The organism is Campylobacter iguaniorum (assembly GCF_000736415.1).
In the GTDB taxonomy this organism is placed as follows: domain Bacteria; phylum Campylobacterota; class Campylobacteria; order Campylobacterales; family Campylobacteraceae; genus Campylobacter; species Campylobacter iguaniorum.
This window is the reverse complement of record NZ_CP009043.1, coordinates 1,383,212-1,407,101: the sequence shown is the minus strand read 5'-3', so window position 1 is coordinate 1,407,101 and position 23,890 is coordinate 1,383,212. Positions and strand designations below refer to the sequence as shown.

Below are 23,890 nucleotides of genomic sequence, written 5' to 3'. Positions count from 1 at the left end.
TTTTCCTTAAATAAAATTTTTAATTTTAAAATTATATAACTAAAAAAGTAACTAAAAAATAAATGAGATAAATTTAACTTAATTTTTTTAAATTAATAATTTATTTTTATTAGAATAATCAGAATAAGGTAAATTTGTATAAATTTAATAAATTTATACAAATATAAAGATTAATTCTTTTTATTATTTAAATTTTGTTCGTAGAGTTTTGCCTCTTTTAAAAATGCGTAGAAAGCCAAAATAACAGCGAGTATAAAGCCTCTTTTTCCATTTAAAAAATTTCGCCTTACAATATAGGATTTGAAAAACGCTAAAGGAAAGACAAAAATAAGCTTTAAAGATGATGCGGATCTATTTTTGTTTGATTTTTCGCTAGCTCTAAGAGATGAATATGAGTTTATTTTATCTATTTGCGTTTGGATTGTTGTGAGTCCGTGGTCGTAAATAAAGTTTTTACTTTTTTTTACTTTTCCATTTAAGGAGATGCTTTCGTGGACGAGTTTTGCTCCATACGAGCCGAGATTTTTTCTAAAAAATCTTATTCTTGTTATGGCTTTACAAAGCTTATTTGGAAATTTGCCTAAATATTTGCTAAATATATTTACTTCAAGTCCGTCGCAATCGTCATTTTGGATAGTGGTGATTATCTCATTTTTTAGCTCACTACTTAGCTCTTCGTCGGCGTCTAAATTTAACACCCACTCATGCGAGCAAAGATTTTTGGCAAACTCTTTTTGCTTAGCATAACCTAAAAAATCTTGATGAAAAATCTTATCTGTGTAGGCGCTAGCTATCTCAAGCGTTTTGTCACTGCTTCCACTATCGACGATGATGATTTCATCAAAGTCTTTTACGCTCTCTAAACATCTTTTGATATGCTTTTCTTCATTTTGGCAGATGATATAGACTGAAGCTTTTATCATAGTTTGTTCCTTATCCTTGTAAATTTAAGGTAAAAGTCAAAAAAGCTCTCAGTGCCCAAAACTCCGATGCGTTTTATCTCAAATTTATCATCATTTGGAGTATAAAGCCCACGTTTGACGATGACAGCGTTTTTATATCCTGCATTTATAACGGCATTTTTGATATTTTCATTATATTTGCCGTATGGATATGCAAATGCCGTGCAAGGCGTTTGCGTGATGTTTTCTACATCTTTTTTGGAGGTTTGAAGCTCATTTTGAAGCTCATTTGCGTTTATAGTGGCTAAATTTACGTGGCTTGAAGTGTGTGAGCCAAACTCTATTAAATTTGAGCTTTGCATCTTTTGAATTTGCTCAGTATTTAGCATATTTGCAAGGTGATTTGTGTTTTGCTTTTCCCAGTGGTTTGAGCTCTGATTTGGCACTAAATATATAGTAGCTTTGAAGTTGTATTTTTTTAAAATTTTAAAAGCTACGTCATAGTTATCGCCGTATCCATCGTCGAATGTTATGGCGACTGATTTATTTGGAATGGCTTTTAAATTTGCTAGTTCGCTTATAGTGAAGCTTTGAAATCCGTTTTTGTGTAGCCATGATATTTGCTCTTCAAAATCGCTTGGCTTCACTCGCCATTTATCGTGCCTTTCACCAAAATGCTCGCTGATTGAGTGATACATCAAGACTCTTGCTTTGGCGTAGCTTTGTGGCATTCGCCACCAGTTATAACGCAAGCTAAAGCCAGTAAATCCAGCCACTAATATAAAGTATAATAAATATATCATTTCATATCTTTTATCAAATTTTCATAAGCATTTAGATAGTTGTTTGCCATTGCTTCTACGCTAAATTTATCCTTTGTTGCTTTGATTTTTGCAAATATTTCTTTATACTCATTATAGTTTGTGTATATGTCGTTTAGTTTGTTGGCTAGTGATTTTGGATCTGTTTGAAAAATTAATTCATCTGGTAAAATTTGAGCGCAAATTCCTGTTTTTGTAGATAGTAAAAGTGGTGAATAATATATTCCATCAATCGCAGTAAGTCCATAAGGTTCAAAAATCGAAGCGATTATTTGGACATCACAGCTAAAAAGATGATCTTGTAAATTATCGCTAAAGCTTTGAAGTGTAATTTTGTCTTGCAGGTTTAATGAATTTATTAAATTTTGCAGTTCATTTTTTTGTTCGCCTTGTCCAAAAATATCAAATTTAAAATCAAAATTTACCATAGAAAGTGCTTCTATGATTATTTGATTTCCTTTTACAGGCGATAATCTGCTTGCACTAATAATATAAAATTTATTATCTCTTTGCAATTTTTTGGGCTCTTTATATGCCATTCCATTTTTGATTATGATTGAGCCTTCTTTTAAAATTTCTTTTGTATCTTCTAAAATAGCCACGCATAAATCCGCTTTTTTAAATCGTTTTTTGGCTCTTAATGTATGTTTTGTAGCAACTATAGGTATTTTTCTTTTTGTAAAAATTCTAGTGTTGTATATTATTTCTAACTCTTTTGTATTGTGACAGTGGATAATATCTGGATTTATATCATCTATTATTTTAGCTATTTTATATAAAAAAAATGGATTATAGCGATTGTTTTGAAAATCAACTTCGACCAAATTCACTTTTTTGTTTATATAAGGTTTTATCTGATTGTTCGTGAGTAGAAATACATCATGATTTTTACTCATCTCATTACAAAGATCGACGCATACTTTTTCAGTACCAGCAAACTGCACCCAGTGCAAAGTATGAAGTATTTTCATATTTTATCTCCGTTTTTAAACATAAATTCTCTCCATTCGTAATCTTGACTGAATTGTTTTTGAAGTATAGTTTCTACCATAAATTTAGTTACTTTTTTCGCATTTGCTAAATCTAGTGTAGCGTCTCTACCATTTTTGGCAATTTGTTTAAATTTATTATCTTTTAGATATTCTTTTATCTTATCAAAACAATCTTGCGGATTATCAAAATATACTATATCTTTGCCGTCAGTAAAGAATTTCTCAAAGCCATTTATACGTGGGCTAAATGTACAAGTACCACATCCCATAAACTGCGCCATTCTATCGCTTGCTCCAAGAAGTTTGTTGGATTTTGTGCATTCTAGCTCATCATCACGGTTGAAATTTATAGCTATTTTAGCACTATTTATGGCTTTTGCAAACTCATAACCAAAAATCGGTGGATTACCTAAGCTGGCATAAATTTTGTGTTTTATATCGTTTTGTTTGCAAAATTCATCTAGCATAGTGGCGAATTTAAACCGAACATCTTCTTTATAATCTCTAGCGATATAAATAACGTCGATATTTTTTTCTAAATTTAAGCTCAAATCAAAAGCCTCATCACTGATATTTGGGAAAAATGAGAATATTGCATTTGGGTATTTGCTTGAGAGCTTTTGTAGATTAAGGGCGTTTGCATAGAAAAACAGATCAATTAGCTTAAGTTTGTCAAACCAAGCTTGGTTTTCTTCTAGATGATCGACATACCAAAGTGCGATTTTGATATTTGGCAGCTCATTTTTTATGCTTTGTATCGTGTCTGGCTCAATCTTCTCTGCTTTGCCAAGTAGTAATAAATCAGCATTTAAATTTTTACAAATTTGAATTAGTTTTTGATTCATTTTTTTGGTACTCAAGTTTTTTAAACCAAATTTTCTAAGTCCTCTTTCTACATCTCTATAGCTAAAATCATAGACAAAATGACCATTTTGGTGCAAACCATGAGAGATTTTACGGTCTTGTGAATAAAATTCCTTGCCATTGGTTTTTTCATTAAAAATACCGCAGTGTACTATTTTTAGTGGTTTCACTTAACTTCCTTATAGTAATTTTTTAAATTTAAAATATAGTTTTCAAATGTTAAAATTTGTCTGAATTTAGAGTGAGTTTGAGCAAATTTGGTTTTAAAATCATTATAATTTTGGTAGATTTCTTCTATTTTAGTTGCAAAATTATTATTTTCTATAAAAAAATTGCTATCTAAAATCTCAACTATGCCGCCAACTGGCGTTGAAATTAAAACATGGGAGTAAAAAATCCCTTCTATTAAACTTATTGGAAATCCCTCTTTAAGTGAGCTTATGACTTGAAGGTGTGAGTTTGCTAGGATTTGCGCGATGTCGCTTCTAAATCCTAAGAGCTTTACTTTATCATTTAAGCTTAACTCATTTATAAGATTTTGCAGATTTTCTTTTTCCTTGCCATCGCCGATGATTTGCAAAATAAATGGAAAATCCAGGATTTGAACGCTTTTTATAAGCTGGTCAAATCCTTTGATAAGATCTAGTCTGCCAACAGCAGTAATGGTGAAAATATCAGGTAAATCTCTTTTGATAGCTTGATTTTTGATACCAAAATATAGCGTTTTTGTTTCGTGATTCACAGTGTTAGCCACAGCTTTTGAGACACAAATCACATTTTTAACACGGTTAAAAATCTTGCCTTTTCTGTTGTTGTGCTTAGTCGCTATAAACTTAAAATCCATAAATTTAGATATGACAAAGCCGATTTGTGTGGCTTTTGCAGCGTGAGAGTGCAAAATTTGAGCTGAGAAATCCTTTAAAACTTTGTAAATTTCAGCATATAAAAATGGATTATATCTTTTATCATAGCTTTTGTATTCGTAGATTGTGACTTTAGAATCAAGCTGGTTTTTGTACTGACAACCACGAGGAACTATGAGTAAAATTTCATTATCTTTGCAAAGTTCATTTAACGTTTCGATGATGATTTTTTCAACTCCGCCATATATGGTAGAGCATGAGAAATAGGCTATTTTCACCTAACACGTCCGTTTTTTATCTTTAGTTTAAACGCAAGCATTCCTTGGCGACCTGAAATCATTATACGTGGCATTTTATATTTGTTATAAACGCTTTTTTTATAAACATCATTTTTAGTGGTTACTGCTGCTTTGTATCCAGCTTTTTCCACAGCTAATGCACTTTCGTTGTCAAAAAATCCAAACGGATAGGCAAAAGTTTCACAAGTCGTCCCAAAAATATTTTCTATATTTTCTTTTGATTTTTGTATTTGCGCCCATTTTTCATCAGTGCTAAGAGCTGGCAAGTTTGCGTGATCCATAGTGTGTGATCCGATCTCTATAAGCCCACTGGCTATCATTTGAGCCACTTCGTCATTGCTTAGCATCTCTTCTGCGTTTAGCTCATCGCTTGATTCATTTAGATCTTTATCAGTCGCCCAGTTTTTGGTAAATCTATCTACTACGATAAAAATCGTTGCTTTGAAATTATGCTTCTTTAGTATGGTAAAAGCGTTTGTGAAGTTGTCTTTGTAACCATCATCAAAAGTTATAACTACTGATTTTGGTGGGATTTCTTTTAAATTTACAAGTTCGCTTAAGGTGTAGCTGGTAAATCCATGTTTTTTCAGCCAGATTATTTGTTTTTCAAACTCTTTTGGCTTGACTCTTAAGCGGTTAAATTTAGACTTGTTTTTTGGTAAGTGCTCGCTTATCATGTGATACATCAAAATACGTGGGTACTCGTAGCTAACGTTCTTTCTCCACCATGTAAAACGTATAGAAAAAATGATAAAAGTTATTAAAAGAAAAACCACAATTATAGATAATATTATACGAATCACACTGACTCCTTAAAGTTTGAACTATAGGCTAAAAATGTAAAAATAACAATAAAGCTTAATAACTCTTTTGACATATATGCACCAAAATCAAACTGTGAAACCACAAATATATATGTAAAAATTGCAAATAGTTGATAATTTTTTGTTTTAAGTGTTTTGAAAAATGTTATTGAAACAAGCCAGAAGCAAAATATAGCCCCAAATAGTCCTGTATATAGTAGCGATTCTAAAATCATATTATGAGTAGAATTCCAATCTGGAGATAGCAAAGCAGGGCTATTTGGAAGATTTCTAAAAACGTCCATCCCATATCCAAAAATTGGATTTTGCATTATCATATCCACGCAATATGACCATATAAAAAATCTATGTGTTGAGTTGCCTTCCATAAGTGTGGCAAATCTTTGTTGAAATGATTCAAAGCCAAAATACAATATAAGTATAAGAGCAGATAGTGTAATTAAAAATAAAATATCTTTTTTACGGATTGTTTTTAAATTTAATAATATAAAAGCAGCTATGGCTACAGTGCTTGCTACCCAAGATGATCTTGCGAATGAAAAAATAGTAAAGAAAATAAAAAATATAGTTAAAGCTGGCATTAGGATTTTATGCTTAATCACAATAAAGCTTAAAACAAGTCCAAGCCCCATAAACAGTCCAAAACCAGTTCTACTACCAAGAGATCCGCTTAAACCTCTAGTCATTTCAAGATCTTTGATGATGTAAAAAATAGAAGTTAAAGCAAGCAAGATTAAACCAGAAAAAATAAAGTATATAATCTCTTTTTTTGAAAAATATTCTAGTTTATAAAAATATGCTAAAGCCAAAAATATTGTCCCATATCTAAAAATAAAAAGAAAAATATAGCTCCAACTTTTTGTGGATATGTATTGCAAATTTAGCAAATTTGAGATAATCATAGATAAAAAAATACCTATAAAAGCTATGGTTAAAAATCTTGTTTTGTATAAAATATCTTTTATGCTATTGAAGTTTTTTGTATATAAAAGATGTGTTATAAAAAATAAATTTAATATTACAAAAGAAATTTGGTAAATTGAATTTTTAAATGGAATACTCATAATCCAAATAAAAAGAAAGAATTTAAATATCAAAATTTGCGGATTTTGTTCTTTAAAATATTGCATTACTTTTTGTGTCAAGACAATTCCTTTTTGTAAATTTCCATAGTTTTATCAAACATTTGTTTAAATGAAAAATTGTTTTTTATGTATTTAAATCCATCAAATTTAAGCTCATTTGCAAGTAAAATCTTATCGCAAAGTCCCTTAAAATCGCCTATCTCAAAAAAGTATCCAAATTTGGCATCTATTATTATATCTTTTACACCGCCGTGGTTTGAGGCGACGACTGGAGTATTTAGTGCTAGAGCTTCAGCCACGCTTCTACCAAAGCTTTCAGGCTTTTTGGAGCTACTTACAACGACGTTTGAGATAGAGTAGATTTCGGCTATTTTGCTCTGCGAGCCTGTGAAAATCACTTCGTTTTCTAAGCCTAAATTTGATATTAAATCTTTTAAGCTTTGATAATATTTTTGTTTGCGAGGATGGACGCCACCCACTATCAAGGCTTTGACTTTTTTTATTTTTTTAAGCTCGTTTGTGGCTTTTATAAATGTTTCGTAATCCTTTAGCTCCGTTATGCGTCCGATATTTGAGATGACAAAATCATCTTTTGAGATTTTATATTTTTGCCTAAACTCATTTATAAATTCAGCGTCTAAATTGCTCGGATCAAAGGCGCTTAGATCCACGCCTCTTGGCACGACTGTGATGAGGTTAGTATCAGTGTCAAAATGCTTGATGATGTGCTCTTTTACGCAGTTGCTTGGTGTGATGATCGCATCAGCTTTTATCATTATTTTGCTATAAAAATTTGGTGAGTTTAGCCCATGAACTGTGCTTACGACTTTGATTTTTAGGCTTTTGTTAGCCAAATATACTAGCCACGCTGGGACGCGACTACGCACGTGAATGATATCTGGATTTATAGATTTTAGTAGTTTTTTAAGCTTCCAAACTCGCCAAATGACGCTAAAAATGTTTTTGCTAGCAAGGTCAAATTTGATGTGCTCTCCACCGTCTTTTGTGATTTGTTCTGCTAATTTGCCGCCATTGCTCATGATTATTGAGGTGACGCCAGCTTTTATTAAGGCTTTGTTGATATCGACTACGCCACGCTCTACGCCACCTTCTTTTAGCTCAGGTAGCATTTGGATTATTTTCATAAATTTACTTTCTTAAATGCTGATATTAGGTCAAATTTAGTGGTTTTTTGCACACTTCCATCATAGATATGCAAGTAGCCTTTTTGGGCTAAATTTGAGATAAACTTACCAAATTTTGAACCATCTTTTTGGTAGTTAATGACCTGCGCGTTAGCGTTGCCCCAGCACACTGCTTGGCTTATCATCGAAGTAGAATCAGACGTGATAAAAGTGTAATCGCTAAATTCTAAAAAATCATCAATCGGATTTATTTTATTTTTGGAATAAATCACACTATAGTCGAAATTTAGCTTTTCAAGCTCGTTTTCTAGGCTTTTTGGGGTTCTTGGAGAAGTGGTTATGAGCTTTTCATGGTCTTTGAATTTGCTCATTATCTCTTTTATGGTTTGCAAAACTTTTGCTTCGTCAAACTGCGAGTTCTTGTTTGTCCCGCCGATAATGAAGCTAATGGCTGGTTTGCTTGGTTTATAAAAGTGATTTTGGCTTTTGTAGTTGGCATTTACTGGCAGCAAGATGGAGTTTGGAGCTAAGTTTTTGGCGTCGTGACTCATCACAAACATCAGATCAAAGCTGTTTTTATAGCCTTTGGCATTCATCATCGCTACACTTTTTGCATTTAGTTTTTTTGCGTAAAATTTAAGCGGATAATACGTCCCGCTTCCAGCGCCGACTACTATATCATAGCTATTTGAGACCAGCTCAGAGCCAAAAATCTTAATATAAACCCCAAAAAAATCCAAAATGTACGAAAGTGTTTTTAGTATTTTAAGCTTATAACTCACGTACAATATATCATAATCTATATTTTTGAGTTTGCAAAAGGCTATTGGCTGGTTTTCATGACCGATTCTGCCGTCACTTAAAATAAGAGCCCTCATTAGTCCAAATCCTCATTTTTCCATCTATTATGCATCCAAAACCACTGATCTGGAGACTCTCTTATGACGCTTTCTATGGTATCGTTGCAAGCTTGGACTATGTTTTGTGTGTCTAAATCTTTATCGCCAGTTAATTCAAAATCAAATTTTCTAATCACTGGATCATAAGTGCCATTTTGAGTTCTTTTGAAAAATATCGCAATGACTGGAATTTGGTATTTTAGCACCAAAGATGCTACTGATTTTGTCGTGCGACAACGGTTACCAAAAAAGTTCGTCACTATGCTGTTTGCACCACCAGCAAAAAGATCTGGCAAAAGCCCGATAAGTCCGCCATTTTTGAGCTGTTTTACCATCTTGCTCATGGCTTCATGTTTGTAGGCTAAAATATTGCCAAATTTTTGCCTTGATGGTTTGGTAATTTTGGTTTCTATAAGCTGGTTATTGCCCTCTCTGGCGATGACGAGTTGCGGATAGCCTATCTTGGCGACGTAGTGAGAGAGTGCCTCCCAATTGCCAAAATGAGCTGTGATGATGAGGGCTGATTTGTTTGAGCTAAGATTTTGGAATGTTTGTTTGATAATATCTTTATCGTTTATCATCTTATCAAAATCAAATTTATCATTAAAAATAAGTATGCTCTCGCAAGCTGTCTTGGATACACTGATGAATGTTTGCTTGGCTATTTTATAAGCTTCTTGGTCGCTTAAATTTAGTCCATTTTTTAGGTTTGTTATGGCTAAATTTCGCCTTGATTTGAGTATATAAAATAGTAAAATTGCAATTTTTTCAAGCAAAAAATAGATAAATTTGCTTGGCATAATTTTGCTAAGTTTTATGACAAATAAAACCAAAAAATACTCTATTTTCTCTCTCATAATACCTCTTTAAAAAATTTAAATTATATAATTAATTAGATAAAAACAAACTTTTGTGTAAAATATGCAAAAATCAAAGGTAAAAAAATGAGCGAATATATTTGTGTTTTTGACTGCGAAACCATTCCTGATGCTAGGCTTTTAGAGCGGACTTTGCCACCTGAAGTGGTCGCAGTATGCAAAAAAAACGGGCAAATCGACCCCAAAAAGCTCTCAACTGCGGCTATGAATTTGCAAAAAGAAAGCAGCGGAAGTGAGTTTTTGCCAGTTTGCTACCACGAAGTTGTGGCGATTTCGGCTGTGATGGCAGATAGATTTGGTAGATTTTTGCGAGTTTCGACCATGCAAGGTGACAATGAAAAAGAAAAAATCGCTAAATTTATCGATTTTATCAACAAATTTAATCCGCGTCTTGTCAGCTTCAATGGTCGTGGCTTTGACCTGCCGATGCTTATGGTTAGAGCGATGAAATACAACCTGCAATCAAGCGCGTATTTTAGCACAAACGACAAGGAAAACGGCAAGGATAAATGGTGCAATTATCGCAGCCGCTATGATGGTGTTTTTCATCTTGATTTATTAGATCACATTAGCGATTTTAAGGCTGTTGGCGGTCTGAAGCTTGACACGCTTTGTGCGGCGCTAAATCTCCCTGGCAAATACGACGTGCATGGCGACCAAGTCCTTGAAATGTTTTACGATAACAAAATAGAAAAAATCAACGAATATTGCGAGAGTGACACGCTAAATACGTATTGGCTTTTCTTAAAATACGAGCTTTTAAGGGGCAATTTGACGCGTGATGATTACGCTGATTATATCGTGGTTATGAGTGAGTTTTTGAAAGATAAAAAGCCAGATATGAGTTACACGAGCGTGTTTGGGGCTTTTGTGGATGATGAGATAGCAAGGCTTAAAGAAAGTTTATAAAACTTTAACGTATAATTTACAAAATTTAAAAAAAGAGTAAAAATGAAAGATATAAAAATCGGTATTATCGGGCTTGGATATGTTGGTATGCCTTTGGCGGCTGCTTTTAGTGATGAGTTTAGCGTGGTCGGATTTGACTTGTTCGCTAGACGCATTGATGAGCTAAAAAACGGCATTGATAGGACGCTTGAGCTAAGCAGCGAGCAAATGGCAAAAGTTATCAAAAATGGCATGAAATTTAGCTCAAATTTAGATGATTTAAAAGAGTGCAATTTTTACGTAGTTACAGTGCCAACTCCGATTGACAAAAACAAACGCCCAGACCTAACTCCATTATATAAAGCTAGTGCAAGCATCGCAAAAGTGCTAAAAAAGGGTGATATAGTCGTCTATGAAAGCACTGTTTATCCAGGCGTGACTGAAGATGAGTGCGTGCCTGTTTTAGAGACAAGTGGGCTGAAATTTGGCGTGGATTTTGAGTGTGGATATAGCCCAGAGCGTATAAATCCAGGCGATAAAGAGCATACCGTCACAAAAATCAAAAAAATCATCTCAGCAAGTAGCCCTAAAGCCCTTGAAATTGTGGAAGCTGTGTATTCTAAAATCATAAAAGCTGGAGTTTATAAAGCAAGTAGCATTAAAGTAGCAGAAGCTGCCAAAGTCATCGAAAACACTCAACGTGACATAAATATCGCCTTTGTAAATGAGCTTTTGATGCTATTTAACAAGATGAATATCGACGCAAACGAAGTGCTTGACGCAGCAAGTACTAAATGGAACTTTTTGGGCTTCCGTCCAGGTCTTGTGGGTGGGCATTGTATCGGCGTGGATCCGTATTATCTAACTCACAAGGCTCAAGAGCTTGGCTATCATCCTGAAATGATACTAGCAGGTCGCAGAATAAACGATAATATGGGCATTTATCATGCTGATCAGGCTGTAAAACTGATGATAAAAAATGGCTTAAAAGTAAATGGTGCAAAAGTCTTGGTGCTTGGTATAACATTCAAAGAAAACTGCCCAGACATCAGAAACTCACGCGTAATAGATGTTATCACTGAGCTAAAGGATTTTGGCTGCGATGTGAGCGTGTGCGACCCGTGGGCTGATAATGATGATGTGATAAGAGAGTATGGCATAAATCTTGTAAATGAGCCTAAATTTAGCGAGTTTGATTCTGTGGTTTTGGCTGTGGCACATGATAAATTTAGAGATTTTGATCTCTCAAACTCTCTTGTTTATAAAATCAAACGAATTTAAAGGCAAAATATGAAAATTTTAGTAACAGGAATGGCTGGATTTATCGGATTTCATCTAAGCCTTGAGCTTGCTAGGCGTGGCGATGAGGTCGTCGGGCTTGACTGCGTAAATGACTATTACGATGTAAATTTAAAATACGCAAGACTTAATGAGCTTGGCATAAAACGCCAAAATATCAAAGAAAATGAGCTTATAAAATCTGAAAAATATCCAAATTTAAGCTTTTTTAAGGCAAACTTAGAAGACTTTGATACTATGAAAAAGCTCTTTGAAGCGGCTAAATTTGACGTTGTAGTAAATCTCGCTGCACAAGCTGGGGTTCGCTACTCACTCATCAATCCACATGCTTATATAGATAGCAATATAACTGGCTTTGTCAATATCCTAGAGTGTTGCCGCCACTATGCCGTGCAAAATTTAGTCTATGCAAGCTCAAGCTCAGTTTATGGACTGAATGAAAATATGCCGTTTTCCACTCATGAGAGCGTAAATCACCCAATCAGCCTTTATGCTGCGACCAAAAAATCAAACGAGCTAATGGCGCACACTTATAGCCATCTTTTTGGGCTGCCTACTACTGGACTTAGATTTTTTACCGTTTATGGACCTTGGGGCAGACCTGATATGGCGCTGTTTTTATTCACTGATGCTGCCGTGCATGATAAGAGCATAGATGTGTATAATTACGGCAAAATGCTAAGAGATTTCACATACGTGGGCGATATCGTAAAAGGCGTGATAAAATGCATTGATAATCCAGCAGGGCCAAACCCAAAATGGAACTCCAAAGTCCCAGATCCAGCCACTTCAAGTGCTCCGTACAAAGTCTATAATATAGGCAACAACTCCCCAGTAGAACTGCTTGATTATATCAAAGCTATTGAGCTAAGACTTGGCAAAGAGATAAACAAAAATCTCATGCCGATCCAGCCAGGCGACGTGCCAGCGACTTACGCCGATGTGGGTGATTTGGTTAAGGATTTTGACTACAAACCAAACACAAGCGTAAATGACGGCGTGGCTAAATTTGTCGATTGGTATTTGGATTATTACCAAATCAAGGGCTAAATTTGAGATTTTTAGCTGTTTTTGCTTTACTTTTTGGCTTTTTACACGCTGAGGTTATGCTCCTAAAAGAGTATAAAGATGAAAATCTAAGCGGCTGGGTAATGAGCGAAAAATTTGACGGCGTGCGCGCTATCTGGGATGGCAAAAATCTAAAAAGCAAAAATGGTAAAATCATAAATGCTCCTATTTGGTGGCTAGAGAGTTTCCCGCCGTTTATGATCGACGGTGAGCTGTGGAGCCAGCGTGGAGAGTTTGAAAAAATCACAAGCATCGTAAGTGATGCCCATCCAAGCAATGAGTGGCAAAGCATTAAGTTTATGATATTTGACCTACCACAAGTTAGTGGAAATCTGCAGGCTAGGCTTGAGATTTTGCGTAAGTTTTTGGCTAAAAATCCAAATAAATTTATTAATGTAATAGACCAAAAACCAGTCAGCTCAAATCAAATGGCTTTTGATTTTCTTGATGATGTTACTGCTATAGGTGGTGAGGGGATAGTCGTACGCGACCCAAACGCTGCTTATATCGGCGGTAGAAGCTCCAAAATATTAAAGCTCAAAAAGTTTAAAGATAGCGAGTGCGAAGTCGTGGAGCTGCGTAAAGGAAATGGCAAATATGCTGGCGTTTTAGGCTCATTAGTCTGCAAGGATATTTTTAGTGGCGTTAGCTTCAAAATCGGCTCAGGATTTAGTGACTTTCAAAGGGCAAACCCGCCAAAAATCGGTTCAATCATCACGTATAAATACCAAAATTTGACTAAATTTAATAAACCAAGATTTCCAGTGTTTTTGCGAGTAAAAAGTGATATAATACTATCAAAATAAGGATTTAAAATGAGAAAATTTATACTTTTAATCAGTTTTTTTGCCATCTCTTTAAGCGCGTGGCCAGTCTATGAAGCAAGCAATAAGCAAGAGCGTAAATACTACGATGAGGGCGCGATTTTTAGGCAGTTGGGTCAAGGCAAATGGGAATGTACAGATAGATATGCGAAAGGTAGTTTCGAGCTAGAGTGGTGCGTAAAAGGCTGGGAATACATGGACGAAAAGCTAGAAAGCAAGAAAAAAGATTGGTAGGATAGTTTATATATTGCAAAAAGCAAATCAATTAAAAGGATTAATATGAGCTTTACTTCAAGTGATTGGATAATGGTCGGCATTGTTATATTTTTTGTTATATTGGCGTTTTGTACTATATATCTGAAAAAATAGTAGAAAAATCGTAAATGAAAATATGCGTGATAACAGCATTGTTGTGCGCTTTTGCTTTTGGGTCGCCTTTGATGGATAAATTTGATAGATCAAATATTGATTATATCGATGAATACGCCAAAGGCAGACTTGCTGGCAATGAAGATTTGAAAGAGCTAAAAGTGTTTTTGATTTCAAAACAAATTGGTTTAAATAATATTGATTTGATAAATAATTACCGCTTTTTGCTAGCAAATTTAAAAATGCAAAATGCACGTAGCGACTATTCATCTTACGCAGCTTTGATGGACGGGATTTATGGTATGCTCTACTCACTGAGCAAAGAAATTGGTGTATTTGATGAGTTTTCTTATAAAATGGCTATGGAAAAAGAAAAAATAAACTATATTAGATTGTTTGAAGCAGAGGATTTAAAAACGATATTGGAGTTAAAAGGGGCTTTTAGTCACGCTTGCATCAAGGCTACTTTTAGGGCGATATTTGATTTTATAGCAAACAACATCATTGTTGCTATATTTGTAGTGATATTTTTATTTTTTGGAGTGTTTGCTTTTTAAACGAATAATTAAAATTAAGGTAAAACATTTTAAAATTGCATAAATTTATCTTTCTAAACAAAAATATAATTTTACTGCTTCTAGGGCAAGGCTTTAGCGGAGCTGTTGTTTCTTTGCTGACTTTTAGTAGTGGACTAGCTGGCAAGTGGCTGCTGGATGGCGTTTTGTACTCTAAAACTCCTAGTTGTCCTAATTGCTATAGTAGTAGTTTTGCCACGTTTCCTATTTCTGCGACACTTTGTGGGGCTTTTATCGCAGTTTTATTTTCATCAAATTTAATGCAAAAATTTGGTAGAAAAAAGGTCTTTTTGTGGGCTTCTTTGATTGGTGCTTTGGGCGCTATTTTTGCTATATTTTCACTGATAAATGGACTATTTTATCTATTTTGTTTTGCTACTTTTTTGCTTGGATTTTTCACCGCACTTAATCAATTTTATAGATTTTTAGCCAGCGAAGCTTTAAGCTTAGCCACTCAAAATGACAAAAATAGAGCCACAGCGCTCATCGTGGCTGGCGGAATAATGGGTGGGGTTTTGGGCCCAAATTTGGCAAATATCGGCACGATGATGTTTGAAGCGCCTTTTGCTGGCTCATTTTTATTTGCACTTTTACTTTGCGTGATTAATTTTATTATCACTTTACCCCTAGCCCTAACTCCACTAAAGCCCACAAATCAGCTCCCAAAAGCTCCTTTGATGACGTGTATAAAAGAGCCAAATTTCATCCTTGCAACTATGGCTTGTGCATTTGGGTTTGCTTATATGACGCTCATTATGAATGCTGCTCCGCTTGCGATGAGCCAATATAAATTTAGCTACGACGCAGCTAAAAGTGTGCTTGTGTGGCACTTCATAGCGATGTATGCACCAAGCTTATTTCTGGCATTTTTTCTAAAGAGTTTATCACCTTTTAGACTGATTTTGCTTGGGATTTTATTTTATTTGATTGCGGTTTTTGTAGCGATTTTTAGTGTTAGTTTTTGGGGATTTTGGGTGAGTTTGGTGCTTGTTGGTATAGGCTGGGCGTTTAGTTTTAATGGTGGAACATTTATGCTAAATGCTATAAACTCAGAGCATAAACTTCGCTTACAAGGGCTAAATGCTATCAGCGTTTTTGGGGCAAATTTGCTTGCAAGCTCAAGCGTGGGATTTGTCCTAGCAAATGGCGGCTGGATAGTGTTAAATTTAATATTGCTTGGCTTTATTATTTTATTTTTGCTTGCTATTTTTATTTTTAAACGTGATATTTAAGCCCAAACAAGATATAATTGCCCAAATTTAATGCTAAATAAGAGGGACAAAATGAACATCTTGATAACTGGCGGGGCTGGATATATCGGCTCACACGTGCTAAAGGCTTTGCTTGAGCGTGGGAATGATAGCGTCACTGTGATTGATAATTTTTACAGTGGAAGCAAGGAGGCTTTAATAACTCTTGAGAGCGTGGGTAAATTTGAGTTTATAAAGTGTGATTTGAGCGATACTTTTAGCCTAAGAGAGATTTTTAAAACTCATAAATTTGATGCGATTATACATTTTGCGGCTTTCATTGAAGTGTTTGAAAGCACTGTCAAACCGCTCAAATACTATCTAAACAACACCGCAAACGCTGCAAATCTGATAAATTTGGCGATAGAATACGGCGTGGGTAAATTTATATTTAGCTCTACAGCTGCGACTTACGGCGAGCCAGAAAGTGGCGTAGTAAGCGAACAAAGCCCTCAAAATCCTATAAATCCATACGGCAAAAGCAAGCTTATGACTGAATGGATTTTAAAAGACGCCGCCGCGGCAAATCCAAATTTCAAATATGGGATTTTGAGATATTTCAACGTCGCAGGAGCTAGCAGCGATGGACTAATCGGTCAAAACTATCCAAACGCAACCCATCTTATCAAAGTCGCAACACAAACAATAACTGGTAAAAGAGAGTCTATGAGCGTGTTTGGGACTGACTATGCGACCAAAGACGGCACCTGCGTGCGTGACTACATACATATAGAAGACCTTGCGAGTGCGCATTTATCGGTGCTTGAGTATCTTAGCTCAAATGATAGCGATATATTTAACGTGGGCTATGGTAGGGGATTTAGCGTATTTGAAGTCATTGAGACTGCTAAAAAAGTAAGTGGCGTGGATTTTAAAGTCATAAACGCTAGTAGGCGTGATGGCGATCCAGCTGTGCTAATCTCAAATGCTGATAAGCTAAAAACCAAAACAAACTGGAAACCAAAAAAAGATAGCCTAGAGCTTATCATCAGCTCAGCGCTAGAGTGGGAGAAAAAGCTAAAATAATTTAGCTTTACACAAATGGCTCTAAATCTCATCTCTAGCATCGTAGTTTTTACTATCCAAATGCTTATAAACTTCTTTCTAACGCCTTTTATCTTAAAGGTGTTAGGCGATGAAGCTTATGGATTTTTGGGGCTTGCAAACTCACTTGTGAGCTATGGATATATCCTAACAATCATCATAAACTCAGTGGCTGGTCGCTTCGTGGCTTACGAGTATCACAAGGGCAACTTGCTTCAAGCTAGCAAATATTATTCATCGGTTTTATTGGTAAATTTTATATTTTGTTTGATTATTTGTGCCTTTAGTGCTATTTTCTTGCTAAATTTAAAAGAGTTTATAAACGTCTCAGACGCCCTTGTTGGCGATGTCAAGCTAACAATGCTATTTTATTTTATCAATTTTTGTTTGGGGCTGTTTAATGCTGTTTTGACCGTGAGCGCCTTTGTCAAAAACAAGCTTTATATGATTTCAGTAAGAAACGCTATCTCTTCGGCGATTTTTGCAGGGCTTTTGGTGGTGCTTTTTAGTGTTTTTAAGCCGATGATATTTTATACTGCTATTAGTGCTTTGGCGGCTTCGGTTTTTGTGTTTGTCAGTGCGATTTATATCACCAAAAAGCTAAATACTGGGCTTGTTTTTAGGACTAGACTTTTTCGCCTACGCTTGATAAAAAAGCTAGTAAGCTCCGGAGCTTGGAATAGCTTCAATATGCTTAGTCACACGCTCATAAACGGCGTTGATCTGCTTCTTGCAAACATCTTTATAAGTGCTGCTTCAATGGGCGTTTTATCGGTTTCAAAGGCTGCTATTATGATAGCTGAGTCATTCATTGGCACGGTTGGGGCTAGTTTTGTGCCTAAATTCATCGAGCTTTATTCTAAGCAAAATATCTCCGCCTTGGTCGCTGAGGTGAAATTTGCTCTAAAGACTTTGGCTTTTATATCTATTACGCCAGTTGCGATTTTTGCTAGCCTTGGCGTGGAGTTTTACTCACTTTGGCTGCCGTTTAAATCAAGTGAGCAAATCAGCTTCATTTATGAGCTTTCTATGGTCGCTTTGGCTCCTGTGATTTTGATAGCTTCTATGCAGCCGCTTCTTAGCCTAAACACAGTTACAAACAAGCTTAAACGCCCAGCCGTGGCAAATATGATAATGTCTGTGGGTGTGGTTTTGGCTCAAATTTACTGGCTGAAATTTCATGGTGGTGGGCTATTTAGTATCGCTATTATTGCAAGCATTGCCTATGCTTTGCGTATTATTTGCTTTGACGTGATGAATGCTGGGTTAAATTTAGAGCAAAGATTAGGGATTTTTTATCCTATTTTTGTGAGAAATGTTGCGATTTTTGGGGCGATTTTAGGCTTGATGTTTTGGCTAAAAACTTTTATTCAAATCAGCAATTGGTGGGGATTTGGGCTTTATAGTTTAATATTTTTAGCTGTTGGATATTTTTTAAGCTTGTTTTTAGTGTTTTCGAGGAGCCAAAGAGTCATGTTAAAAGGCAAAATTTTGGGTATAATTAGACCAAAAAGCGAGGTTAGATGAGGATTTTATTTGTGATTTCGACTCTTAGGGCTGGTGGCGCTGAGAGAGTGGCTAGTGTGTTAGCAAATGCCCTCTCAAACGCTCATGAGATCAGTCTACTGAGATTTGATGATGCTAAGCCGTTTTATGAAATAAACCAAAATGTAAAGCTGATGAGTTTAGAGTATGGGGTTAGTGATTTTGGATTGATCGGCAATCTCAAAAAGCGTTTTAGTAAAATTTTAGCACTGCGAAATGTGATAAATGGTGGCAAATTTGACGCTGTAATAAGCTTCATGGATAGCACAAATCTACTTGTTCTTGCCGCAAGTACCTGGCTTAAAACGCCTATTTTTATCTCTGAGCATAGTTATTGTAAGTTTTTGAGCCTAAAATGGCGTATTTTAAAACGCATATTTTATCCACTTGCTACAGGTCTTAGCGTGCTGACAAAAGAGGATTTGGAGTATTATAAATTTGTCAAAAATACTAAAATAATATACAATCCGATGAATTTCGTCCCGTCAAATTTAAGCCAGCCTAAAGAAAATCTTATAATTTTTGTTGGAAGACTGATTGAGCCAAAGGGTTGCGATATATTCTTGTCTAGTTTAAAACTGCTCCAAAACGAGCTAAAAGGCTGGAAAATCGCTATTTTAGGCGATGGCGATGAGAGAGTAAATCTGCAAAAAACAGCTCAAAACATAAACCTTGATATTGAGTTTTGCGGTATGGTGCAAAATATCGATGAGTTTTATAAAAAAGCCAAAATCCTAGCTCTTAGCTCGAGATTTGAAGGGCTTGGAAATGCCTTTATAGAGGCGATTTTTTACGATGTTTTGCGGGTGGCGACGCCAACGAGCGGCGCAAAAGAGCTGATAAAAGACGGTTTTGATGGACTTATAAGTAGTGATTTTGAGCCTGAAAGTTTTGCAAAAAAGCTTAAAGAAGCACTAAATTTAGACGCAAATTTGACTCAAAATGCTAGAGTTAGACAAAGCGAATTTGACATAAAAACTATCCAAAATCAGTGGGTAGATTTCATACAAAAAGCCAAAAAATGAAGATAATGTTTTTTATTTCAGCCATTAGAAATGGTGGCAGCGAGCGTGTTTTAGAAGCACTTTGCAATGAGTTTATAAAGTGTGGGGAAAGCTGCGAAATAGTCTATTTTGAAGAGGATTTGGGGCTATATAAATTTGATTGCAAAAAGACGCATTTAAATATATATGAAAAAAGTGGTATTTGGACTAAATTTAGTAAATTTATCAAAATAAGAAAGTATATAAAAAGTCAAAAACCAGACGTCATCATCTCGTTTATGGATCAAACAAATATAAATTTAATCATCTCAACTGCGTTTATGAAGGTAAATTTGATAGTCACAGAGCACGTCAGTCATGACCTTTTGAAGTCTAAATTTTGGCGATTTATACGGGATTTTAGCTACAAATTTGCGGACGGGCTTAGCGTACTTAGTGCGGTGGATTTTGAGTATTATAAATTTGTCAAAAACAAAGCCTTGATGTATAATCCAGTTTTTAAATCAGGAAGCTTAAATTTGCCAAAGCAAAATGTGATTTTGAGCGTCGGTAGGCTTGAAAATGTCAAGGGATATGATATATATTTGCAAGCTTTGAGTTTGGTTGATAGAGGTTTGCTTAAAGGCTGGGAAGTGTGGATAGCTGGAAGTGGAAGCTTGGAAAATGAGCTTAAACAAATGGCGATAAATTTGGAGCTTGAAGTGAAGTTTTTGGGTCACGTAAATGATGTAAGCGTGCTTTATGAAAAGGCTAAAATCCTTGCTCTTAGCTCAAAAAGCGAGGGCTTTGGGAATGTGCTTGTCGAAGCTATTTTTTATGACGTTTTGCGGGTGGCGACGCCGACAAATGGTGCAAATGAGCTTATAAAAAACGGCTTTGATGGGCTTATAAGTAGTGATTTTAGCCCGAAAAGTTTTGCTTGTGAGCTAGAAAAAGTCCTAAAAGATGAAAATTTAAGAGAAAATTTGACTAAAAATGCAAATTTAAAGCGAGATGAATTTGATATAAAAAATATAATACAAAAATGGTATAAATTTATAAAAGAGTGTGAAAAATGATTAGGAATTTTTTATGAAAAAATTAAGTGTATTTATATATTCTATGGGTGCTGGTGGGGCTGAGCGGGTCGTGGCAAATCTGCTTGGTGAGCTTGTGAAGTTTTATGAGGTTCATTTGGTGCTTATGAATGACACTATCTTTTATGAGCTTCCAAGTAATGTAAAAGTCCATTATATCGAAAAATCAGCGCCATTTGAAAATGGATTTATCAAGCTTTTAAAGCTTCCATTTTTGGGCTTAAAATACAAAAAACTTTGCAAAAGCTTAGGCATTGATATGCACTTTGTCTGGATGAATCGCCCTTGTTATGTGGCTGGGTTAGCCAGGATTTTTGGTGATAAAAAGCCACTAATCATGAATGAATGCTCGACCCCAAGCGTGCTATACAAAGAGCCAAATTTTAAATCAAAAATCAGCAAATTTTTGCTTAAATGGCTCTATCCAAAGGCTGATTTTATCTACCCAAACAGTCTTGGAAATCTAAATGATCTCAAAGATAATTTTGGAATCGATCCAGTCAAAATGCGTGTGCTTTATAACGCTTTGGATTTAGACCTTGTCAGAGCTAAAGCAAGCGAGCCTATAAGCTATGAAAAGCCGTTTTTCTTGAGCGTTGGTAGGCTTGATAGTGGCAAAAATCATGAGCTTTTGATACGCTCTTACGCTAAGCTTAAAAACTGCGATAAAGACCTTCTCATCATCGGCGATGGGCTTTTGAGAGATTATTTGCAAAACCTTATAAATGAGCTAAGCTTAAGTGAGCGTGTTAAGCTTCTTGGCTTTGAAAATAATCCTTATAAATATATGAGTAAATGCTATGCTTTTGTCTTTGTAAGCTTGTTTGAGGGCTTTTCAAATGCACTTATTGAAGCGCTTGCTTGCGGTAGGTTTGTCATATCAAGCGATCACAAAAGTGGAGCTAGAGAGCTTCTTGGAGATAGTCAGTGGGGCGTCTTGGTCGGCGTAGATGATGAAAGCTCCACGATAAACGCTATGCAAAAAGCCATTGACGAGCCAGAATGGGTGAAAATTTATGAAAAAAACGCTATCATAAGAGCCTCTTTTTTTGATAAAAATCAAATTTGTAAAGAACTTATAAAAGATTTAGAGGAAATTTATGAAAAACTTAGCTAACTTTTTGATGATTTTTAGATCACAAACCTTGCTTCTCATCATTCTAGCTTACGCTTTTAGCGTGATTTGTAGGTTTGAGTGGATTTACTGGGCGAGTGATTATGCTGAGTTTTTTTGGAATAATCAGCTTATGATAAGCACAAATGACGGCTACGCTTACGCTGAGGGCGCAAGGGATATGATAGCTGGATTTCACCAGCCAAATGATCTGAGCTACTATGGCACTCCACTTTCTACTCTTAGCTATTTGGTGGTCAAATTTAGCCCATTTAGCCTAGAAACTGTGATGGTATATCTAAGCGTGTTTTTGGCTGGACTTGTGGTGATTCCTATTATTTTAATGGCAAAAGAGGTCTCTTTAACGTCTGCAGGATTTATCGCAGCGCTTGTCGCAAGTATCGCAAACAGCTACTATAACCGCACTATGGCAGGATATTATGATACTGATATGCTTATCATTTCATTGCCGATTTTTACATTTTGGGGACTAGTTAGACTGAGCGTAAAAAGGGATTTGAGATCGTTTTTGATTATTGCGTTTTCTATGTTGATTTCTAGCTGGTGGTATCCATCAAGCTTCTCTTTAAACGCTGCAATTACAGGCTTTTTCTTGCTTTATACTTTGATTTTTGATAGAAAAAATATCTTAAATTATCAAGCAATTTTATTTATGATTTTAGCCATTACTGGAGTTGAGTATTTCGTAAGGGCTTTGCTTATTGTAGCTTTGTTTTTGTTTATTAAATTTGGCTCAAGGTTTATAAATTTAAAAACTATGATAATTTTAGCTATTTTAGTCGGCTCTATTTTTGTATTTTTTGGTGGGTTAAATCCGATTTGGTTCCAGCTCAAATTTTATGTATTTCGCTCAGTGAGTGATAGCGATGGGGTTGTGTTTAAGTTTTTTAACGTCAATCAAACAATCATGGAATCAGGCATTGTGGATTTTGGACTATTTGCCAAAAGGATTAGTGGACATGAAATTGTATTTTTGATCTCAGTCATCGGCTATACTTTGTTATGCCTCAAAAACCGCATATTTTTAGTCGCGCTTCCTATGATAGGGCTTGGATTTTTGGCTTTAAAAGGTGGGCTTAGATTTACTATATATGCGGTTCCGATGATGGCTCTTGGCTTTGGATATGCTTTAATTAGCCTTGTGAATTTAATCAAAATAGACAAAAAACAAAGAAAAATCGCACTTTATCTTATATCTATATTCACATTTTTGCCTATTGTTATATTAGGTTTGGTACAGCTTGGCAATGGTGTTATGATAGATGAATTTAAGCTGATTTTGCCTATATTTGTTATAGCGTATTTTTTATTTTACCTTAAATTTAGAAAAGATATCTCTGCGATGTTGCTTTTTCCATTAAGCTTGTTTGCCTTGTGTCCGTCGTTTGTGCATGTTTACGAGTATAAGCCTTTGAGCGTTTTTATGAATAGCGAAGTTTCAGTTTTGGATAGACTAAAAAAGATCGCTCAGCCAGAAGACTACACACTTGCGTGGTGGGATTATGGATATGCTATAAGATATTATAGCGATACCAAAACTCTCATTGACGGAGGCAAACACCTTGGCAAGGATAACTTCGCTGTAAGTTTCGCTCTTGCAAACAATCAAGTCAAATCAGCCAAAATGGGGCGTTTGGAAGTAGAATACACTGAAAAAAGCTACACTGATAAATTTAACTCAAATTTAAAAGAGATGCTAAAAGATTATAACGCTACAAACATAAATGACTTTTTGTTAAATTTAGGTGATCTAAATATTACAACTCCAAAAACTAGAGATGTTTATTATTATCTTCCTGATCGTATGATGGGGATTTTTCCAGTTGTTGCGAAGTTTTCAAGGCTTGATTTGCTTAGTGGCAAGGAGTATGCAGATCCGTTTTTTATAGTTTCGACTTCATTTATGCAAGGTTCAAATGGAATAGTCTTGAGCGAGGGACTAACCATAGCAAACGATGTTACGACTGTCTCGTTTTCAGGGAAAACTTTTAGGGTAAATACTTACGTGCAAACCATGTATGATAAGGATATGAAACTACAAAAGCAGGTTCATAATATCGATGAAAATGGTAGATTTTACGTCGTTTATATGACTGATTATGGTAGATTTTTGGTAATGGATAAAGAGGCGTTTAACTCAGCTTATATCCAGCTTTTTGTACTTGAAAACTATGATAAAGAGTTGTTTGAGCCAGTTATTTTAGACCCAAGTGCAAAAGTTTATAAGTTAAAAGGCTAACT

23 protein-coding genes are annotated in these 23,890 nt (G+C 35.2%); 13 read left to right on the top strand and 10 right to left on the bottom strand.

Features of this window, described 5'->3' with window-relative positions; translation table 11 throughout:
- Positions 1–170: 170 nt before the first annotated feature.
- From CIG1485E_RS07080 to CIG1485E_RS07035, 10 genes are read right to left on the bottom strand one after another with little or no spacing between them, the layout of a single operon-like run.
- Positions 171–923: a glycosyltransferase family 2 protein gene (locus CIG1485E_RS07080; protein ID WP_038454953.1), complete on the bottom strand. Its 753-nt coding sequence runs from the start codon at positions 921–923 to the stop codon at positions 171–173.
- Positions 920–1,705: a polysaccharide deacetylase family protein gene (locus CIG1485E_RS07075; RefSeq protein ID WP_038454951.1), complete on the bottom strand. Its 786-nt coding sequence runs from the start codon at positions 1,703–1,705 to the stop codon at positions 920–922. Before CIG1485E_RS07075 ends, CIG1485E_RS07080 begins: the two co-directional genes overlap by 4 nt.
- Entirely contained in the window at positions 1,702–2,694 is a 993-nt protein-coding gene (locus CIG1485E_RS07070; RefSeq protein WP_038454949.1) for a glycosyltransferase, read from the bottom strand. The genes CIG1485E_RS07075 and CIG1485E_RS07070 overlap by 4 nt, the downstream gene beginning before the upstream one ends.
- A complete protein-coding gene (locus tag CIG1485E_RS07065; RefSeq protein WP_038454947.1) occupies positions 2,691–3,749 on the bottom strand; it encodes a glycosyltransferase family protein in 1,059 nt (352 codons plus the stop codon). Before CIG1485E_RS07065 ends, CIG1485E_RS07070 begins: the two co-directional genes overlap by 4 nt.
- Positions 3,746–4,720, bottom strand: a complete 975-nt coding sequence (locus CIG1485E_RS07060; RefSeq protein WP_038454945.1) for a glycosyltransferase — start codon at positions 4,718–4,720, stop codon at positions 3,746–3,748. Before CIG1485E_RS07060 ends, CIG1485E_RS07065 begins: the two co-directional genes overlap by 4 nt.
- Entirely contained in the window at positions 4,717–5,544 is an 828-nt protein-coding gene (locus CIG1485E_RS07055; RefSeq protein ID WP_200876030.1) for a polysaccharide deacetylase family protein, read from the bottom strand. The genes CIG1485E_RS07060 and CIG1485E_RS07055 overlap by 4 nt, the downstream gene beginning before the upstream one ends.
- Entirely contained in the window at positions 5,541–6,710 is a 1,170-nt protein-coding gene (locus CIG1485E_RS07050) for an O-antigen ligase family protein (protein WP_051870949.1), read from the bottom strand. The genes CIG1485E_RS07055 and CIG1485E_RS07050 overlap by 4 nt, the downstream gene beginning before the upstream one ends.
- A complete protein-coding gene (locus CIG1485E_RS07045; protein ID WP_038454943.1) occupies positions 6,707–7,795 on the bottom strand; it encodes a glycosyltransferase family 4 protein in 1,089 nt (362 codons plus the stop codon). The genes CIG1485E_RS07050 and CIG1485E_RS07045 overlap by 4 nt, the downstream gene beginning before the upstream one ends.
- The gene (locus CIG1485E_RS07040; RefSeq protein WP_038454941.1) at positions 7,792–8,673 is read right to left on the bottom strand and encodes an ELM1/GtrOC1 family putative glycosyltransferase; all 882 of its coding nucleotides are present in this window, start codon (positions 8,671–8,673) and stop codon (positions 7,792–7,794) included. The genes CIG1485E_RS07045 and CIG1485E_RS07040 overlap by 4 nt, the downstream gene beginning before the upstream one ends.
- A complete protein-coding gene (locus tag CIG1485E_RS07035; RefSeq protein ID WP_038454939.1) occupies positions 8,673–9,551 on the bottom strand; it encodes a lysophospholipid acyltransferase family protein in 879 nt (292 codons plus the stop codon). The genes CIG1485E_RS07040 and CIG1485E_RS07035 overlap by 1 nt, the downstream gene beginning before the upstream one ends.
- A gap of 87 nt (positions 9,552–9,638) precedes the next feature.
- Here CIG1485E_RS07035 and CIG1485E_RS07030 point away from each other — a divergent pair, with 87 nt between their 5' ends.
- The 13 genes from CIG1485E_RS07030 (at position 9,639) to CIG1485E_RS06970 (ending at position 23,888) form a co-directional block, all read left to right on the top strand.
- Positions 9,639–10,481, top strand: a complete 843-nt coding sequence (locus CIG1485E_RS07030) for a 3'-5' exonuclease (RefSeq protein WP_038454937.1) — start codon at positions 9,639–9,641, stop codon at positions 10,479–10,481.
- 42 nt (positions 10,482–10,523) lie between these two features.
- Complete coding sequence (locus CIG1485E_RS07025; protein ID WP_081867150.1) at positions 10,524–11,741, top strand: nucleotide sugar dehydrogenase; 1,218 nt, start codon at positions 10,524–10,526, stop codon at positions 11,739–11,741.
- A 9-nt stretch (positions 11,742–11,750) separates the two neighbouring features.
- Positions 11,751–12,809: an NAD-dependent epimerase gene (locus CIG1485E_RS07020; protein WP_038454935.1), complete on the top strand. Its 1,059-nt coding sequence runs from the start codon at positions 11,751–11,753 to the stop codon at positions 12,807–12,809.
- Between the two features lie 2 nt (positions 12,810–12,811).
- Positions 12,812–13,633 carry a DNA ligase gene (locus CIG1485E_RS07015; protein ID WP_038454933.1) on the top strand — a complete coding sequence of 274 codons (822 nt, stop codon included), beginning with the start codon at positions 12,812–12,814 and terminating at the stop codon, positions 13,631–13,633.
- 9 nt (positions 13,634–13,642) lie between these two features.
- Positions 13,643–13,885: a hypothetical protein gene (locus CIG1485E_RS07010; protein ID WP_038454931.1), complete on the top strand. Its 243-nt coding sequence runs from the start codon at positions 13,643–13,645 to the stop codon at positions 13,883–13,885.
- A 161-nt stretch (positions 13,886–14,046) separates the two neighbouring features.
- Complete coding sequence (locus CIG1485E_RS07005) at positions 14,047–14,577, top strand: hypothetical protein (RefSeq protein ID WP_038454929.1); 531 nt, start codon at positions 14,047–14,049, stop codon at positions 14,575–14,577.
- Between the two features lie 35 nt (positions 14,578–14,612).
- Positions 14,613–15,827 carry an MFS transporter gene (locus CIG1485E_RS07000; RefSeq protein ID WP_235183845.1) on the top strand — a complete coding sequence of 405 codons (1,215 nt, stop codon included), beginning with the start codon at positions 14,613–14,615 and terminating at the stop codon, positions 15,825–15,827.
- 51 nt (positions 15,828–15,878) lie between these two features.
- Positions 15,879–16,871, top strand: a complete 993-nt coding sequence (galE, locus tag CIG1485E_RS06995) for a UDP-glucose 4-epimerase GalE (protein ID WP_038454927.1) — start codon at positions 15,879–15,881, stop codon at positions 16,869–16,871.
- Positions 16,872–16,886: 15 nt separating this feature from the next.
- Complete coding sequence (locus CIG1485E_RS06990) at positions 16,887–18,416, top strand: MATE family efflux transporter (protein WP_038454925.1); 1,530 nt, start codon at positions 16,887–16,889, stop codon at positions 18,414–18,416.
- The gene (locus CIG1485E_RS06985) at positions 18,413–19,459 is read left to right on the top strand and encodes a glycosyltransferase (RefSeq protein WP_038454923.1); all 1,047 of its coding nucleotides are present in this window, start codon (positions 18,413–18,415) and stop codon (positions 19,457–19,459) included. Before CIG1485E_RS06990 ends, CIG1485E_RS06985 begins: the two co-directional genes overlap by 4 nt.
- Positions 19,456–20,496 carry a glycosyltransferase gene (locus tag CIG1485E_RS06980; RefSeq protein WP_038454921.1) on the top strand — a complete coding sequence of 347 codons (1,041 nt, stop codon included), beginning with the start codon at positions 19,456–19,458 and terminating at the stop codon, positions 20,494–20,496. Before CIG1485E_RS06985 ends, CIG1485E_RS06980 begins: the two co-directional genes overlap by 4 nt.
- A 13-nt stretch (positions 20,497–20,509) precedes the next feature.
- Positions 20,510–21,631: an N-acetylgalactosamine-N,N'-diacetylbacillosaminyl-diphospho-undecaprenol 4-alpha-N-acetylgalactosaminyltransferase gene (pglJ, locus tag CIG1485E_RS06975; protein ID WP_038454920.1), complete on the top strand. Its 1,122-nt coding sequence runs from the start codon at positions 20,510–20,512 to the stop codon at positions 21,629–21,631.
- Positions 21,615–23,888 carry an STT3 domain-containing protein gene (locus CIG1485E_RS06970; protein WP_038454918.1) on the top strand — a complete coding sequence of 758 codons (2,274 nt, stop codon included), beginning with the start codon at positions 21,615–21,617 and terminating at the stop codon, positions 23,886–23,888. The genes pglJ and CIG1485E_RS06970 overlap by 17 nt, the downstream gene beginning before the upstream one ends.
- The last annotated feature ends 2 nt before the right edge of the window (positions 23,889–23,890 follow it).